This is a genomic window from Stenotrophomonas sp. 22385, from assembly GCF_052045085.1.
Classification (GTDB): domain Bacteria; phylum Pseudomonadota; class Gammaproteobacteria; order Xanthomonadales; family Xanthomonadaceae; genus Stenotrophomonas.
In genome coordinates this window covers 156,354-172,353 of sequence record NZ_JBQEOG010000007.1, presented here as the reverse complement: position 1 = coordinate 172,353, position 16,000 = coordinate 156,354, and the positions used below count along the sequence as shown (strand labels likewise).

At 62.1% G+C, this 16,000-nt stretch carries 20 protein-coding genes; 12 read left to right on the top strand and 8 right to left on the bottom strand.

From position 1 onward, the window contains the following. Positions 1–2 precede the first annotated feature (2 nt). Together ACTJI4_RS14015 and birA are read right to left on the bottom strand one after the other, a co-directional pair. Complete coding sequence (locus tag ACTJI4_RS14015; RefSeq protein ID WP_440869685.1) at positions 3–740, bottom strand: type III pantothenate kinase; 738 nt, start codon at positions 738–740, stop codon at positions 3–5. Beyond that, positions 737–1,702 (bottom strand): bifunctional biotin--[acetyl-CoA-carboxylase] ligase/biotin operon repressor BirA, encoded by a 966-nt coding sequence (gene birA, locus ACTJI4_RS14010; protein WP_440869684.1) that lies wholly within the window; start codon positions 1,700–1,702, stop codon positions 737–739. The genes ACTJI4_RS14015 and birA overlap by 4 nt, the downstream gene beginning before the upstream one ends. A 132-nt stretch (positions 1,703–1,834) precedes the next feature. Between birA and ACTJI4_RS14005 the strand changes: the two genes are divergently transcribed. Both ACTJI4_RS14005 and ACTJI4_RS14000 read left to right on the top strand, forming a co-directional pair. Next, on the top strand, positions 1,835–2,107 hold the full coding sequence (locus tag ACTJI4_RS14005) for a hypothetical protein (protein ID WP_392924496.1): 273 nt from the start codon (positions 1,835–1,837) through the stop codon (positions 2,105–2,107). Further along, positions 2,074–2,862 (top strand): zinc-dependent peptidase, encoded by a 789-nt coding sequence (locus ACTJI4_RS14000; RefSeq protein ID WP_440869683.1) that lies wholly within the window; start codon positions 2,074–2,076, stop codon positions 2,860–2,862. Before ACTJI4_RS14005 ends, ACTJI4_RS14000 begins: the two co-directional genes overlap by 34 nt. A gap of 30 nt (positions 2,863–2,892) precedes the next feature. Here ACTJI4_RS14000 and ACTJI4_RS13995 read toward each other — a convergent pair whose 3' ends face one another. The 4 genes from ACTJI4_RS13995 to dusA form a co-directional block, all read right to left on the bottom strand. Then, entirely contained in the window at positions 2,893–4,317 is a 1,425-nt protein-coding gene (locus ACTJI4_RS13995; RefSeq protein WP_392924503.1) for an ATP-binding protein, read from the bottom strand. Positions 4,318–4,340: 23 nt separating this feature from the next. Then, positions 4,341–5,024 (bottom strand): response regulator transcription factor, encoded by a 684-nt coding sequence (locus tag ACTJI4_RS13990; RefSeq protein WP_004136763.1) that lies wholly within the window; start codon positions 5,022–5,024, stop codon positions 4,341–4,343. Positions 5,025–5,096: 72 nt separating this feature from the next. After that, on the bottom strand, positions 5,097–5,468 hold the full coding sequence (locus ACTJI4_RS13985) for a hypothetical protein (RefSeq protein WP_392924517.1): 372 nt from the start codon (positions 5,466–5,468) through the stop codon (positions 5,097–5,099). A gap of 213 nt (positions 5,469–5,681) precedes the next feature. Further along, a complete protein-coding gene (dusA, locus tag ACTJI4_RS13980; RefSeq protein ID WP_440869682.1) occupies positions 5,682–6,677 on the bottom strand; it encodes a tRNA dihydrouridine(20/20a) synthase DusA in 996 nt (331 codons plus the stop codon). Between the two features lie 582 nt (positions 6,678–7,259). Here dusA and ACTJI4_RS13975 point away from each other — a divergent pair. The 3 genes from ACTJI4_RS13975 to ACTJI4_RS13965 all read left to right on the top strand — a co-directional run bounded on the left by ACTJI4_RS13975 (position 7,260) and on the right by ACTJI4_RS13965 (position 9,141). Beyond that, entirely contained in the window at positions 7,260–7,889 is a 630-nt protein-coding gene (locus ACTJI4_RS13975) for a site-specific integrase (protein WP_440869681.1), read from the top strand. Between the two features lie 71 nt (positions 7,890–7,960). Beyond that, the gene (locus tag ACTJI4_RS13970) at positions 7,961–8,446 is read left to right on the top strand and encodes a Pycsar system effector family protein (protein WP_440869680.1); all 486 of its coding nucleotides are present in this window, start codon (positions 7,961–7,963) and stop codon (positions 8,444–8,446) included. Beyond that, entirely contained in the window at positions 8,443–9,141 is a 699-nt protein-coding gene (locus ACTJI4_RS13965; RefSeq protein ID WP_440869679.1) for an adenylate/guanylate cyclase domain-containing protein, read from the top strand. Before ACTJI4_RS13970 ends, ACTJI4_RS13965 begins: the two co-directional genes overlap by 4 nt. Here ACTJI4_RS13965 and ACTJI4_RS13960 read toward each other — a convergent pair. Then, entirely contained in the window at positions 9,138–9,770 is a 633-nt protein-coding gene (locus ACTJI4_RS13960) for a hypothetical protein (protein ID WP_440869678.1), read from the bottom strand. The genes ACTJI4_RS13965 and ACTJI4_RS13960 overlap by 4 nt on opposite strands. Before the next feature lie 138 nt (positions 9,771–9,908). On the opposite strand from ACTJI4_RS13960, the gene ACTJI4_RS13955 reads away from it, so the two are divergent. The 6 genes from ACTJI4_RS13955 to ACTJI4_RS13930 all read left to right on the top strand — a co-directional run bounded on the left by ACTJI4_RS13955 (position 9,909) and on the right by ACTJI4_RS13930 (position 14,422). Beyond that, positions 9,909–10,574, top strand: a complete 666-nt coding sequence (locus tag ACTJI4_RS13955; RefSeq protein ID WP_440869677.1) for an SOS response-associated peptidase — start codon at positions 9,909–9,911, stop codon at positions 10,572–10,574. 868 nt (positions 10,575–11,442) lie between these two features. Next, positions 11,443–11,949, top strand: a complete 507-nt coding sequence (locus ACTJI4_RS13950) for a hypothetical protein (RefSeq protein ID WP_440869676.1) — start codon at positions 11,443–11,445, stop codon at positions 11,947–11,949. Continuing rightward, positions 11,946–13,001, top strand: a complete 1,056-nt coding sequence (locus ACTJI4_RS13945; RefSeq protein ID WP_440869675.1) for a glycosyltransferase family 9 protein — start codon at positions 11,946–11,948, stop codon at positions 12,999–13,001. Before ACTJI4_RS13950 ends, ACTJI4_RS13945 begins: the two co-directional genes overlap by 4 nt. 279 nt (positions 13,002–13,280) lie before the next feature. Continuing rightward, a complete protein-coding gene (locus ACTJI4_RS13940) occupies positions 13,281–13,502 on the top strand; it encodes a hypothetical protein (RefSeq protein WP_440869674.1) in 222 nt (73 codons plus the stop codon). Positions 13,503–13,807: 305 nt separating this feature from the next. Next, a complete protein-coding gene (locus ACTJI4_RS13935; protein ID WP_440869673.1) occupies positions 13,808–14,122 on the top strand; it encodes a type II toxin-antitoxin system RelE/ParE family toxin in 315 nt (104 codons plus the stop codon). 3 nt (positions 14,123–14,125) lie between these two features. Then, complete coding sequence (locus ACTJI4_RS13930) at positions 14,126–14,422, top strand: helix-turn-helix domain-containing protein (RefSeq protein WP_068848524.1); 297 nt, start codon at positions 14,126–14,128, stop codon at positions 14,420–14,422. A 32-nt stretch (positions 14,423–14,454) separates the two neighbouring features. Here ACTJI4_RS13930 and ACTJI4_RS13925 read toward each other — a convergent pair whose 3' ends face one another. Next, positions 14,455–14,931 carry a hypothetical protein gene (locus ACTJI4_RS13925; protein WP_440869672.1) on the bottom strand — a complete coding sequence of 159 codons (477 nt, stop codon included), beginning with the start codon at positions 14,929–14,931 and terminating at the stop codon, positions 14,455–14,457. A 109-nt stretch (positions 14,932–15,040) separates the two neighbouring features. On the opposite strand from ACTJI4_RS13925, the gene ACTJI4_RS13920 reads away from it, so the two are divergent. Next, a complete protein-coding gene (locus tag ACTJI4_RS13920; RefSeq protein ID WP_440869671.1) occupies positions 15,041–15,997 on the top strand; it encodes a cation diffusion facilitator family transporter in 957 nt (318 codons plus the stop codon). The last annotated feature ends 3 nt before the right edge of the window (positions 15,998–16,000 follow it).

Below are 16,000 nucleotides of genomic sequence, written 5' to 3'. Positions count from 1 at the left end.
TCCTACCGCGACGCCGGTGGCTGGTGCACCGCCCAGCGCGCGAGACCATCGAGCACCAGCGCCGGTTGGAACTGCGCATCGGCCAGCAACGGCATCAGCGCCGGTGCGCCACCGCCATGCACCAGCAATGCAGGCACCCTGCCCAGCACGGCGGCGGCCTGCACGCGGCTGCGCTCGATCAACGCGACGGCTGCGCCATCGCAGCCGGACGCGAGTGCGTCGGCGGTGTCGTTGGCGAACTCGCTGTAATCGCCTCCCTGCGCAGGCAGCTGCACCGCGCGTGCATGCAGGGCTTCGCGCATGGTGGTCGGCGAGGCCGCAATACGGCCGCCGTGATGCTGGCCCTCGGCATCAAGCAGGTCGATGGTGAGCGCGGTGCCGACACCGGCCACGACCGCGGCTTCGCGGTGTTCGGCGGCGGCGATCAGCGCGAGATAGCGGTCCACCCCGAACTTCGACGGGTCGGCATAGGCAATGCGCACGCCGGCGCAGCTGGCTTCGGTTTTCGCCACGTGAACGTGGCTGAAGCGCGCGCGCAACACCTCGAGCATGCTGGCGGTGAGCGCAGCGGCGGCCACGCTGGCCACGTAAGCAGTATCACCGCTGGGCAGCTGTTCCAGTGCGTCGGCCGGCATCACTTCGGCACCATGCGGCCATGCCTGCACGTCACCCGCGCGCATGCCCTGCAGCGGGGCGAACTTGAACCGCGAATTCCCCAGGTCGAACAACCAATCGCTCATTGCGCCCTCACGCTGACTTCCCCGGCATGGAACACCCGTTCGCTGCCGTCGATGCGCACGCGCAGCGCACCATCGTCGGCCAGCCCCAGCGCCTGCCCTTCATGCATCACGCCGCCATCGTCCACCCGCACTGCACGCCCAGCCAGGCTGTCGAGCGCGGCGTAGCGTGGCAGGAACGGGGCCAGGCCGTCGCCTTCAAACTCCTCCAGGGCCGGCAGCAGGGCCTGCAGCAGCCAGGCCACCACGGCGTTGCGTTCGATGCCGGTGCCGAGCAGGGTGGCCAGATCGGTCCACGGCTGGGTGATGCCGGCAGCGAAGGCGGCCGGCATGCGGACATTGATACCCAGCCCGATCACCGCGCGCGCCGGGCCGGCGAATTCGCCGCCGCCTTCGACCAGCAGCCCACCGAGCTTCTGACCGCCCACCACGATGTCGTTGGGCCACTTCAGTCCAACGTTGGCAACGCCGTGGGCACGCAGCGCCTCGGCCACCGCCACGCCGGCGACCAGGCTCAGCCCACCCAAGCGCGACAGCCCGCCAGCAAAGCCGCGCAGCACCGACAGATAGACGTGTGCGGCCAACGGCGAGGCCCAGGCGCGCCCACGACGGCCGCGGCCGCCGGTCTGGCGCTCGGCGAGCAGCACCCGCGCGCCGCGCTCTGGCGCGCTGCACCGCAGCAATTCTGTATTGGTCGACCCGACCGTCCAGGCCACCTCCAGAATGTCCAGCAGCGGTGCCAGCGCAGACGGCAACCGGGTCCTGATGGCCCCGGCGTCGAGCAGATCCAGCTGCTGCTGCAGCTGGTAGCCATCACCCGCGCGGCCGTCGATTTCAATGCCTGCCGCTCTAAGTCCTTGAATTCTCTTCCAAATGGCCGCGCGGGTCTGGCCCAACTCACGGGCCAGCGCGTCGCCGGACAGACGCCCGGCGCCCAGTTTGGCCAGCAGTTGGCGGTCGTCCACGGCAGCTTCCATCGGTTGATCGGCAAAATTATGCGGGAAAGCGTCGGACAGCGCCCGCGTCGGGCTTCCAATTGCGACAGTGAATCGGGCTAGAATCGAAGATTGACCCCCTCGCCCTTCCGGATGTTGACGATGCGCCCGTTCGCCCATTGCCTGCTCCTGCTGTTGGCCCCGATGGCCGCGCACGCTTCCGATGCGCTGACCGGCTCGGGCCGGGGTGGCTGCGTCTATTCGGCCGCAGAGGAACGCGCGGCGCCGGCGGCAACGCCGACCAGTACGGCCCCGACAACGGTCAAGCCGAGCGCGACGGCGCCCGGCAGCACCGGCGGTGGCGGCGATGACGATGTGTTGCCGCGCCTGCGTGCACCGAAATGGCACAGCTTCCTGCCGGGCATGTTCCGCTGATCCAGTCGTTGTTGCGCTGGCTGGGCTCGTCTCCACGCCCGATTCCTGACTCCGCCTGGGTACGCACCTGCCAGCGCACCGCGTGGCTGCGCGGGTTGCCGCCCGAGCGTGTGCAGCGCCTGCGTGTGCTGTCCGCCGCGTTCCTGCACGACAAGACCATTACCCCCATTGGCGGTCTGCAGCTGGGCGAAGATGACGCGGTGCTGATTGCCGCGCTGTGCTGCTTGCCGCTGCTGGAACTGGGCGAGGCGGGACTGCGCGGCTGGTCGCAGGTACTGGTGTACCCCGAAGGTTTCATCGTGCCGCAGAGCGAGATGGACGAAGATGGGGTGCTGCACGAGTGGGAAGAGGAAGCCATCGGTCAGGTGTCGCACAACGGGCCGCTGCTGCTGTCCTGGCATGACGTGCAGGCCGAACTGCAGCATCCGCACGAAGGGGCGTGCGTGGTGGTGCATGAAATGGCGCATCGCATCGATGTGCTCGATGGCGTGCTCGACGGCACCCCGCCGCTGCCGCGCGCATGGCAGCAGCAATGGGCCACCGATTTCCAGCAGGCCTTCGATGCGCTGTGCGCGCAGGTGGATGCAGGGATGGAGACGGTGATTGATCCGTATGCGGCCGAAGCGCCGGATGAGTTTTTTGCGGTGGCGACCGAGTATCACTTCTCGGCGCCGGATCTGCTGGAGCAGGAAATGCCGGTGGTGGCCGGGCATTTGAGGCGTTTTTATGGGGCGCCGCCACTGCCCACGCGGTAGGTACCGACCGTTGGTCGGTACGCTCCGGTCTTACGGCCCGGGCGGCAACTTCACTTCAAACCGCGCACCACCCAATTCCGGCGAGCGCTTCACCTGCAGTTCGCCGCGATAGTCCTTGATCAGGTCCTGCACGATCGACAGGCCGATGCCGTGACCCTGCACGCGTTCGTCGCCGCGCACGCCCCGCTGCAGCACCTTGGCGATGTCGTCCGGGGCAATGCCGGGGCCGTCATCGTCCACCGACAGCACCAGCCCGGCACGCCGCATGCCCGGCGCGCTGAACGGCTTGGCGGTGAGCAGCACGCGGCGGTTGGCCCATTTGAACGCATTCTCCAGCAGGTTGCCCAGCAGCTCCTGCAGGTCGCCCGGTTCGCCGTGGAAGCGGGCGCCGTCATCGATGTCGAACTCGCACAGCACGCCCTTGGAGGCGTACACCTTCTCCAGCCCGCGCACGATTTCCTCGGCGTTGGACTCGATCGGCAACGGCGCCGAGAACAGCTTGTGGCCCGACGATGCCGCACGCGCCAGCTGGTAGGACACCAGGTTGTTCATGCGGCGCAGCTGCACATCGAATTCCTGGCGCAGGTCCTGGTCGGCCGCACCACTGTCGAGCTGCGTGCGCAGCACTGCGAGGGGCGTTTTCAGGCTGTGGGCCAGGTCTGCCAGGGTGTTGCGCTGGCGCTCGAGGTTTTCGCGCTCGCTTTCGATGAAAGCGTTGATGCTGTCGGTGAGCGGTTCCAGCTCGCGCGGGTGGCGTTCACTCATGCGCTCGGTTTCGCCGCGCTGCACTTTGGTCAGCTCGGTGATCACCCGCCGCATCGGGCGCAGGCTCCACTGCAGGATGACGGTCTGCAGCAGCAGCAGGATCAGCCCCGCGCCGCCCATCCAGAACCACACCCGGCCACGAAACACCCGCAGCTGCGCACCGAGTGCGCGCGAGTCTTCCATCACGTAGATGGTGTATGGGAATTCGGTGGCGGGGTCGGCGTCGGCGTCCCACACCAGGCCCAGGCCATAGCGGTACACCGAGCCTTCGCTGCCGTCGATCTGGATCATCGGCAGCGGGCCTTCGAAGACTTCCTGGCGCGGCGCCAGCAGCTTGCCGCCCACGGTGGGTAGCATCGGGCCTTCAGCGGACATGGAGTTGCCTTTTCCGTCCGGCATTACGACCTGCAGGTACAGACCGCTACCCGGGACATCGAAGCGCGGGTCCGGCGGTTGCTCGCGGATGTACAGCGAGCGGTCGCGGGTGAAGTCGATACCGGCCGCGTAGGCGGTCGCATAGTTCTTCAGGCGCTCGCGCAGGTTGGCGCGCGCCGTGTCGGCGAACGCCGCATCCAGTGCGTAGCCTGCAATCGCCAGGAAGGCGAGCAGGCTCACACTGGCGGCCAGCAGCTGCCGTGCCTGCAGGGAGCGCGGCCGCCAGCGTTTAAAGAACCACAGACGGCCTGACATCATCCCATCGCCGGACTAACGGCTCAGCCCTCGTTGCGCGGAATCGCGAAGCGGTAGCCGCGACCCCGCACGGTTTCGATCGGCTTCAGCTCGCCGTCCGGGTCCAGCTTCTTGCGCAGGCGGCCGATGAAAACTTCCAGCACGTTCGAGTCGCGGTCGAAATCCTGCTGATAGATGTGTTCGGTGAGGTCGGCCTTGGAGACCAGTTCACCGGCATGCATCATCAGGTATTCCAGCACCTTGTACTCGTAGCTGGTGAGGTCCACGTTGCTGCCAGCAACGCTGACGGTCTGGGCAGCAAGATCCAGCGCAACCGGACCGCATTCGAGCGTCGGCTTGCTCCAGCCGGCCGCGCGACGCAGCAGCGCGTTGACGCGTGCCAGCAGCTCTTCGACATGGAACGGCTTGACGAGGTAATCGTCGGCGCCCTGCTTCAGCCCTTCGACCTTGTCCTGCCAGCTCGAGCGGGCGGTAAGGATCAGCACGGGGAACTTCTTGCCCTCGTCGCGCAGTGCCTTGATCAGTTCCATGCCCGACATCTTGGGCAGGCCCAGATCGATGATGCCAACGTCGAACGGCACTTCGCGGCCCATGTACAGACCTTCCTCACCGTCCTGTGCGGCATCGACGGCAAAGCCTTCGCGCTTGAGCCGGGCTGCAAGGGTTTCCCGCAGCGGGGCTTCGTCTTCGACCAGAAGGATACGCATGAACTCTCCCTAGTGTCCTGGGTGTGGCCTGGGGCCAGTGGCTAACAGATGACTGCGGACAACTATCCCCGTTCAGGGGTTATCGCCGCGTAGTGATGACATATCCGAACGCGGCGTGCGGGGCTGTGAACGCGGCTGGGCCGGATCATCCATGTAGCGGACGCGACCCCGGTCATCCATGTATTTCACCCGGTTGATGTCCCGGCCATCGAAGGGCACCCGTTCCGCGCCCAGGATATGGCCACCGGTGGTCCGCTGGACCCGACGCACGGCGTCGGACAGGGAGCGCTCCTGGGGAGCACCACGGGCGGCCCGCACCATCGCTTCGGCCCGGGCCGGATCCGGCTGGGGAGCCTGTGCGCCGGCGCTGCCGATGGCAGCAACGGCACCGCTCGCCAGCAGGGCGAACACGGCAAGACGGCGGTGGCAGGTTACGGAAGACATCAGGTCTGATCCTAGCGGAGCGCGTCAAAACGTTCAAAAGTTGTGAATCGGCAGCCGCCAGCCTGGGCCGGCACTTTACGAATCTTTTGCAAATTCTTGGTTTTACGCAGTGAATCCGGTCTGAACTTTTCTGACCGCCGCATCGCTTTGTTCATCTAGGTGAACATTGACAGCTACTTCAGGCCCGATGTCAAGCGCGCCCTGCGACGCCGTTCACGCTGCGACGCGTTCGGCCTGGTCGCGGGTGATGCTCAAGGCCTGCTCGATCAGGCTCCAATCGGCACCTGGGCGGTGCGCGCCCTCGCTGAGCACCTGGCGGAAGGCGCGGCCACCGGGCTGGCCGTGGAACAGGCCAAGCAGGTGGCGGGTGATGTGCTTCAGGGCCAGCCCACGGGCCAGCTGGGCCTCGATGTAGGGGCGCATGGCGCGCAGCAGCGCCTCGCGCGGCTGCAGTGCGGCGCCGGTCTGCGCCGCCTCCAGCTGATGCAGCACGTAGGGGTCATGGTAGGCCGCGCGGCCCAGCATCACGCCGTCCAGCGCCGGCAGCTGGGCCTGGGCGGCGTCCACCGTGGCCAGGCCGCCGTTGAGCACGATCTGCAACTGCGGGCGGTCGGCCTTGAGCCGGTGCGCCCAGTCGTAGCGCAGCGGCGGCACTTCGCGGTTTTCCTTCGGCGACAGCCCCTTCAGCCACGCGTTGCGGGCGTGCACGACGAACATCGCACTCCCGGCGTTGGCGGATTGATCGACGAAGTTGACGAATTTTTCGTAGTCGTTGTCTTCATCCACGCCCAGCCGGCATTTCACCGTGACCGGGATGTTCACCGCGTCGACCATGGCCGCCACGCACTCAGCCACCAGAGCCGGCTCGCGCATCAGGCAGGCGCCGAAGCGGCCGGCCTGGACCCGATCGGAGGGGCAGCCGCAGTTTAGGTTGACCTCGTCGTAGCCCCACTCCTGTGCGATCTGCGCGGCCTGCGCGAGCAGAGCCGGATCGCTGCCGCCCAGCTGCAGGGCCAACGGCTGCTCGCTGCCATCGAAGCCCAGCAGACGCTCGCGGTCGCCGTGGATGACGGCGTTGGCGTGCACCATTTCCGTGTACAGCCGCGCACCCGGGGCCAGCAGCCGGTGGAACACGCGGCAATGGCGATCCGTCCAATCCATCATCGGGGCAACACAGAGGCGGATACCCTTCATTTCCATAGATTTCATTAGCTTATCAACCATATAAGGTACTCGCTCTTTCCCGCAATTGCCCCGTTTTTCCCGCTATTTCCCAACCGGTTGTACCATTAGTGTGCCAGCGAGGGATTGGCACAACAGGGAATGGCACAACCATAGCAACGCTGCAGAACCGCAACGGCCGATGGCGCGCAATGGTGCGCCGTAAGGGCCATAAAGACCAATACCGCACTTTCCCCACCGAGACCGCCGCAAAAGCCTGGGCCGAACGCATTGAGCGGGAACAGGCGGACTATGAAGCCCGAGGTGGCATCCCAGGTGAGGACATCACCATCGGGGAGCTGATCGACTGGCGGACCAATGACTTGGCCTCCGTCAGGGCCATCTCAAAGACCCACTCCAGGAACATGACGCGGATCCGCGAGGGACTAGGCGACATCGTGGCTAGACGCCTCACCGCCAACGACGTGATCGAGCACGCCCGGCGGCGGATCCGCGGCGACCACATGATGGCCAACGGGGTCATTATCCCAGCCTGCGCCCCCGCAACCATGAACGTCGAGTTGGGGGTACCTCTCCGAGCTGCTGAAACTCGCTGGCCCGATGAAGGGCGTGAAGCTGGCCAGCGACCCGGTAACGGAAGCCCGGCCTGTCCTGCGGCTGCTGCGGCTGGTTGGAAAGTCGAAGCGCCGGGACAGACGGCCCACCGCCGGCGAGCTGCAGCTCCTCCGGGAGCGTTTCCAAGCCGCTGCATGGCGGTCGACCATTCCCATGGTGGACATCATCGATTTCGCCATCCTGACGGCCAAGCGCGAGAGCGAAATCACCCGATTGATGTGGTCCGACGTCGACCAGGTCAACCGGACTGCCCTACTTAGGGACGCCAAGCACCCCCGGAAGAAGGCTGGCAACCACAAGCGCTTCCCGCTTTTGGGCGATGCGTGGGACATAGTACAGCGGCAACCCAAGGGCTCTGCAGACGGACCGATCTTCCCTTACAACTCGAATTCCGTAGGAACGGCCTTCACCCGTGCTTGCGCGAAGCTGAGGATCGAGGATCTGTGTTTCCACGACCTGCGCCACGAAGCCACGTCGCGGCTGTTTGAACAGGGATGTGACATACCGGAGGTGGCTGCGGTGACCCTTTACGAATCATGGAACGAGTTGAAACGTTACACCCAGCTCCGCCCTGAATCCCTGCATCGGAACCCATCGGACGCTCCGAAGCCAGCGGACCCGTAGGCTTGACCAGCGCTGGCGCGGAGGCAATTATCCACCCGAACCGGGCTACGCTTTCTGGATAGGGGAAAATCATGGAAGACGAAAGTGCGCTCACCCACCTGCGCTGGGTGATGGAACGCCAGCTGCATTGGATCAGTGCCGCTGACGTCAAAGCAGGCGGGATGATTGGCGCGTACATGGCTCTTGCCGCGATTGCCGCGACACTGCTTGATTCAGCGAATCCGCCAGTCCAGGCGAAATGGCTGTTTGGCATCGCAGCAGCCGCCATGCTTCCTGCTCTCTGCTTCGCCGTCGCGGTGTTTTTCCCACGCGACGAAGCAAAACGGTCGTCGTTGCTCTTCTTCGGTGAAATTTCTGGGGTGGACCTCGACAAGTTTAAAGAGCGCTGCAAGGCGACAACGATCGATCAGGTAAAGGATGATCTGATGAATCAGATTTACATCAATGCAGTCATCGCGCGATGCAAACATAAGTATGCGAAGATTTCCATAGTCTGGGGCTTAGTTGCATTGGCGGTATGGCTGGGCGGCGTTGCAACTTTTGCGAGGGCGTCATGAGCCTGAGCGATGACCTGCTGAGCAGGGTGGAAAAAATTGCATCCTCGGCCTGGGACATTACTCCCGGGCGAGTCGTTCCTGATCTGACGGCGCTTCCGCTGGCCAATGCAGGCAAGTCACTGAGAGCCTGCATCTTGTACGCTGATCTGAGCGACTCAACTGGCATTGTGGGACGAAACATTCCGTCTCGGGCTGCGGAGTACTACAAAGCATTTCTCCACTGTGCGTCGCGGCTGATCATCCACAATGGCGGAATTATCGAAGCCTATGACGGCGACCGCGTTATGGGTGTCTTTCTCGGTATTGGAAAGGAGCAGAACGCAGTTCAGACCGCGTTTCAGCTCGTGCGCGCGATGGAAACCGTCGTCAACAAAACTTTCAGTCAATACTACGGAGCCACTCACGAACAGTTGAAATTTACGGTAGGGATAGATACGGGCGAGGTACTGGTCTGTAAAGCCGGCGTTCGTGGTGACTCAGACCTTGTGTGGGTCGGCGCCCCCGCAAACTACGCTGCAAAGTTGAACAGCTTTAAGGGCCTGGACCACGCGTACCCAATTAGGATCACGGATGGGGTATTTAGACAACTGCCTGACAGCCATCTCTACCGCCGCGATGGAAAAATTGCATGGGCGGGCGCATACAACGCGGTAGGAGTTGATCACTACCGATCTAACGCCTGGGCGCACCTCTAGCAGCCAGCTTCATCCCGCGAGGCGCCACGGATCATCGCGACAGCTTCCCTGATAGGCTGATTTCGGATCAACCGGGCAGCACACCATCGCTCCGCAAACCGCTTAGCTTGGTCGACGTTGGCTGCAGTCACGTGCTTTACCTGCAACATCTTCAATGCATTCAGCGTCATAAAGGCCGTGTGGTTGGGTTGCTCTACGACGATGGCGATTGCCCGTTCGCGCCACAGAAGCTCCCAACGGCCGAACCTGAAATGCCAACCTCCTGCTTCGGGCATTTGCAGTGTGCCGACGCTGGCTAAAAAAGTTTCCGGTTTACCCTCCTCGCCCCACTGGCGCACAGCCGCTTCGACCAGCTTAGTGGCTTCCCCTGGAGTGCCGTCATAGACGAGCGAGTACATGTAAAAGTCGACCCATCCGTGTTCGATTTGCGGCTCCACCGGACAGCTAAGGTGCAGTACGTGCGGGCTGTCCTCCGGGGGGGAAGCGCCCAAAATTGCACGACTGAGGGTTTCCCCAATCGGGCCGGCCTGAGTCCTCATCACGTCTGCGATCACGATTCCGTGTTCCGTCAAGGCCTCCATCAAAAGGTCGATGTCTGGCTCGGCAAAGGAGTAGATCGGGATCAGCATGACGGCGCCGGTCAATTGAGGGATACCGATTGTGGCCCCGCGTGTGGCTGGCCGCAAAGTGGCAGCCCACTCCTTCCTCACGCCGATGGGCGGAGGGTCACCACAGCTCAGCTAGCTCGCATGTCAGGAAGCCGGACTATGTGCGGTAGATTCGTCCAGACCCCGATCCGCGACGCCGCCGGCTTGGGTTTCCCCCAGCTGGTCGGCGAGCTGCTGTCCCTTCCTGCCAGCTACAACCTGGCGCCAACGCAACGCGCGGCGGTCATCCTTGATCGAGGTGACGGGCTGCAGCTCCAGCGACTGTCTTCGGGACTGCTGCCGTTCTGGGCCAACGCCAAGGGGCTGCAGGGGTCGACCATCAATGCCCGAATCGAGACGGTGGCCACCAAGCCGGCGTTCCGAAGCGCGCTCAAGGCGCGCCGGTGCTTGATCACCATGGCCGGCTACTACGAGTGGTCGGTCAGCGCCCAGGGCGGAAAGAAGGATCCTTGGTTCAGCCACGCCGCAACGCCGCTATGGGCGGCCGGCCTCTGGGAGGACGCCAGCAAGCTTCTGCCCGAAGGAAACCTTGGCACCTTTACCGTGATCACCGGCGACAGCAGCGGCGTGTCGGCCGATATCCACGACCGAATGCCAGTGTGGCTGTCACCTGGCCAGGCCGAGGCTTGGCTGAAGGCCGATGCCGATGACGCGATGGCCATGCTCCTGGCCAGCGAGCGGCCGTCGATGGAAGCCTACCGGGTAAGCCGGGCCGTCAACACGCCCCGGAACAACACCGACCAGCTGCTGCAGCCGGCCGCCTGACCATCAGCTCGTACGTGCACAGCGGGAAGCAGTGAGGCCTTGAGCACTTTTGGCCCCTGATGGCGGATTTTTTGGACGGCCATCGGAAACAGGTAACTTAGGTAATCACCCTGCCGAAGCCTCCATATTGTTCAATAGAATCAATATCTTGTATAGATTCATAAAAGGTAATTTTAGGGTAACGTCTAGGTAACCCGATTACCTTTCCGGCAAGTAACATCGATCTGAAAGAATTTCTTTAAAATCAATGATATTACTTCCATTGCCGTAGGAAATTACCTCAGATCACCTCGGAGGTAACCTACTGAATCCTTTGTGCCACTAGGGATGAGGGGTGTTTTCTGGACTCGAATTACCCCGTTACCTGGTTCCGGTGGGACTCCAAGAAATTCGAGCGCTGCCGCCCCTCGCTGGAAGCGCGCTAGAACCGCCACGGTGGAGCTGCTCGTCGCAGGGATCCGCAGGGCCGAGGCCTATACGGAAAACGCCGTGAGCAGCAGCTGCGGCGGCCCCGGACGGGCTATCGCAGGCCTGCAGAAAAAGAGGGGTCCGAAGACCGCAGGCGTGGCGGGGAGACGAGTGCGCGCGCCGGCATATGGAGGCGCAGTTCAAGGCATGACCGCGAACGAATAGGACCTATGCCCAGTCGCCCCAACTAAAGGAGTGCGACCGGCCTGACGGGGGTAGATGAGCGGAATGGGAAACGAGACTACCTAACACCCTAAGTGTCGCTTTCGACCGCGGCAATGTGATCGGAGTCTCTACTTTAGCTAGGCCGATCCTCTTGAGCAGAAGAACGCTTGACAAGCAATGGAAGCCGGCCTAGCGTCCGCCGTGCAGTTCCGATTACAGACAACAGGACGTCCAAATGAAAATTAAGATGATTGGGAACTCAATACTGATTGCAGCAACGGCTCTTGCATCGGCTCCGCAGGTGGCAGTTGCTGTTTCACCAAATGGACAGACATCAGTTACTGTGATGCAGGTCTCAAAAGATGTGGATAAAACCGCATTCGTCTCACGACTAAGTGCAAGCTTCAGAAGAATGGCTGCGTCGGATTCACCCGAAACAAGTGCAGCTGGCATTCAGTACTTGGAGGCAATTGAGCGCCCCGGGATTTATGGACTTATCGAGCAGCTGTCGTATCCCGTTGTGGAAGGCGGCTCAAAAGTGGGGGCACGGGCTTATGACGCGCCTCCGCAGCCTGGATCGATAAGAGTAAGTCAATGGTGCGGACAGAATGGTGGCTACACCTATGTGTATCAGGTGACCGAAAAGTACATGGAGACTCACCCAGGCAGCCAAGCGTATGGGTGGATACAAACCAAGAGTACCTCGACTATGGTTACCACCTGCCCTGGTGAGCTTGCTTGAATCGGACTCCGGCAGTACCAGGCGGCCTTCTTGGTGGCCGCCTGGACTGCAGCGCCTTTGAAAGGCCGGTCGTCTTTTTCGCGAATGCCTTGGGCGATCACCTTCTCACGCGGCCCACGATTTTGGCACTCGCCAAGTCATTCAAAGGTCGACTTGGATTCATGGGTCCTCCGTACTCCGCAGAGCGCTTCTATCCGGACGCAGAGTTCCGGTGCGTATGTCCCGTTGCGTTTTTCGATGGTGCTAACGGGGCGCACGATTTCGAGATATCTGCCGTGCTGGCGTATCAGCGCGAATTTGATTCTGTTATTTCACTGAATCCGTGGCACTCGCCCCTGTTAGACACTATGAAACGCGCAATCGCACCCAAGCCTTTCATCACGCTGGGTAGCGAATTCGGGATTTTGGCGAGCCGGCCACCCCTCAGGCGAGATATGGCTTCAGAAATATTCTCTATGGCTAGCGCCTTCGATGAAGATATTTGCGTGGATACCTTCATCTCTGTCCAACCTGCATCTCCCGGCGGTCGTTCTTGCGCTAACTACATTCTCAGCAAGATTCCAAAGAAAAGAAAAATATTGTGCGTTCACACATGGACTCATGACGCCAAGAGGTGGCCGATCGAGAGCTTCAGAGCCGTCATCAAAGCCTTCCTTGCTTTGCATCCTGAGTTCACTGTGATCGTCGTCGACCCAGTAGACACGCACCTAGACGTGGAGATGCCCGCTGAGACCGTATTCTCCTGCGACGGCGTTGACCTGGACACAGCAACGGATCTCGTAGCACGAAGCGATCTGTTCCTCGGAATTGACTCTTATTTTCTGCACGTAGCGGACTTTAGCGGGATTCCGAACGTCGGAATATTCGGGCCAACAGATCCGAGGCGATGGGGGGCGGCCTACTCTCCGTCTGTCAGCCTAAGGGGAAAACCAACCACCCAGGTTTCACGCGAGAGCGTCATTCAAGCGCTAACTGAAATGGCAGAGCGGACGGACTGGACGAGGCGCAAAAGGGAAGTTCATGAGCTTTCGCTCTGGAACTTTGAGAACTAAGGGATACCTAGCCGACGCGAGTGACCTATTTCCCAACCGCGAAGCTCAAGACGATGGCCAACAAGCACACGGCCGGATTGCTTCCACCACGTGTCGGCGACGTGTATGACACGCGCGACGTTGCCAATTGGTGGGATGCGCAGCGAAAGGCTCGCGCGGCCTAGGAAACGACGAGGGCCGCCCCATGGGTGGCCCTTATGGTTTCGGTGGCCGGCTACGGCTCGTCAGGTTTCCGATTCCCTAAATAGATGTGCAGTCCATAACAAGAGGAAAAAAGACATGCGCATCCAATTCGGCGGCACCCACATCACGAACAACGTTTACGTCGACAACAGCCACCACGCCGCCCTGACCTTCCAGTCCACGCCCCCAGCGCCGCAGCGACCACCTGAATCAACCAATTGGGCGTTCGGACTGGTCAAAGCGCTCGTCGCCTTGGGAACGCTAGCCAAGGCGCTCACCGCGCTCGCCCCTTATGCCGCCCAGCTGATGGGTGGCTAAGCCGATCCGCCCCTACGGGGGCGGCACGGCCGCAGGCTGTACCACTGGTGTGCCATTAACCCCGAAACCCTTGTGCTAGTAGGATGTCAATCCAGTCCATCATGGGGGCGACGGACAGGCGCAGGGAAGCGGCGTACCGGTCTGCAGGGGTGGCACGCAGGGTCATGGGTGTCGGATCAGGCTGGGAAGTGCTGGGTTTGCCAGCGCGATCAATAGTTTACACCGATCGACTGAACGCCACGCCCGACATCCAAAAGCTGAACATACGTCAATGACGTATGTGCGCCATTGGCGTACTGTGCGTTATGCTCTTCATTGAAACGCCCACCTTTACCCGCGCGATCAAAGGACTGATGCCTGACGACGACTACGCCAGGTTCCAGCTTGAGTTGGCCGCGTCGCCGCTGGTGGGAGATGTAATTGAGGGAACCGGTGGGCTGCGCAAGGTTCGCTTGGCAATCCCAGGACGTGGGAAGCGTGGCGGTGCGAGGGTCATCTACTACTACATCGCCCCTTCGTCCCGGATCATCCTGCTTCTGGTGTACCCAAAGAATGTTCAGGACGCGCTGACCGCAGAACAGAAGATCGCACTCCGATCCATCATTGAGAACTGGAAGTGAGCCATGGACAACACCCTTTTTGCCGAACTGATGGGAAGCGTGGCTGAGGCCGATGAGATCCTGAAGGGTAATCAGGTACCGTCGCGCGAGCTCCATGTCAGCCCCGTGCAAGTGCGCGAGATTCGCCGGGCTACGGGGCTGTCGCAGCAGAAGTTCGCGCGCATCATCCACGTGGACGTTGGCACGCTGCGAAACTGGGAACAGGGGCGGCGGGACCCCACGGGTCCGGCACGTGCCCTGCTCCACGTCATCATGAAGAATCCCAAGGAGACGCTTCGGGTGCTGGCGGAGGCGGGTTGATTCCTCGCCCGGTGGCCGGTCATTCTCTTGAATCAGGGGTTTTGCCAATCGCCCGCACGCCGGGTGCCCAATGCGACAAGCTCAATCTGGATGTGCTCGCGGACTCCTCCCCACCCGTAGACGGCCTCAACGCTACGCGCTGCGCTGGTCGGGTCATGGGCTGTCACCTCCATTACCCGGTCAAGCATCAGCTTGCCGTTGTGCGAAGTACCTCTCCATAGCTCCAGCCGTAGCTTCAACGGAAGCAGCTCGGTGGACTGGTCGGCTTTCATCACGTTTACCCCGAGCGTATAGCCATCCCTCTCACTTGCGCCGATCGATACTTCGGCACGGCCAGCGGTTGGCATCCCCAGGATGGGGGCCATCACTTCCCTTCCGTTTATCGATACCTTGAACGACACGGCCTGGACTTTTTCAGGCATCTCCGATGCCGCTTGAACCGAAACCGGGATCGCGGTGACGGCCACCCACGAAGCAGCTACGAAGATTCCCCTGAAGAATGGAAGCATTGAAGTTCACCTTGGATTGCGTGACCAAAGAAGGGCAATCTACTGCCCAAGTCGCCCTTGGCTCTCCAATGGCCGTCACGGATCCCGCTAGGATTTTACCGAATTCACCATGAGCCTTTTTCACCCTTCCAGCTTCGACAGCACCACCGAACAAGGGGTCCTGCGCCTGTCAATCGCAGCCTCGTTCGGCGTCGCGGCAATTGCCGTCGCGTTCGGCCTGTTCGCCAACTCCTCACTGATCATCTTCGACGGCATCTATGGCCTGATCGATGTGGTGATGACCTGGCTGTCGCTGCTGGTGGTGCGGTTGATCAGCATGTCCACCAATGTGGATGCGCTGCAGTCGCGCTTGAACCAGCGCTTCACGATGGGCTTCTGGCACCTGGAACCCATCGTACTGGGCGTCAGCGGCACGCTGATGATCGGCGCTGCGTTGTATGCGGCGGTCAATGCGGTGGACGCATTGATGTCGGGTGGACGCGAGATCGCATTGGGGCCTGCCATCGTGTTTGCGGCGATTTCCATCATCGTCGAGAGCGGCCTGGCGTTGTTCGTGCGCCGCGCCAACCGTTCGATCGGCTCGGAGTTCATTGCGCTGGATGCGAAGAACTGGGTTGTGGCCGCGAGCATGTCGGCCGCCTATCTGGTTGCCTTCGTCGGCGGCTGGCTGCTGAGGGGAACGCAATGGGCGTGGCTGGTGCCCTACATTGATCCGGCGATTCTGCTGGTGGTGTGCATGTTCGTCGTGGTCGCGCCACTTGGGACCGTGCGGCAGGCGCTGTCGGACATCCTGCTGATCACCCCAGTGGACCTGCAGGCGCATGTTGACGAGGTAGCACGCGGCATAGTGGCCAAGCACGGCTTCATTGAACACCGCAGCTACGTGGCCAAGGTGGGGCGTGGCGATCAGATCGAACTGTTCTTCGTGGTGCCTGCCAACGATCCGCCGCGCCCGCTGGTGGAATGGGACCAGCTGCGCGACGAAATCGGTGAGGCGCTGGGCGAGGAATCGACCGACCGCTGGCTGACGATCATGTTCACCACCGATCGGGAATGGACGATCTGACGA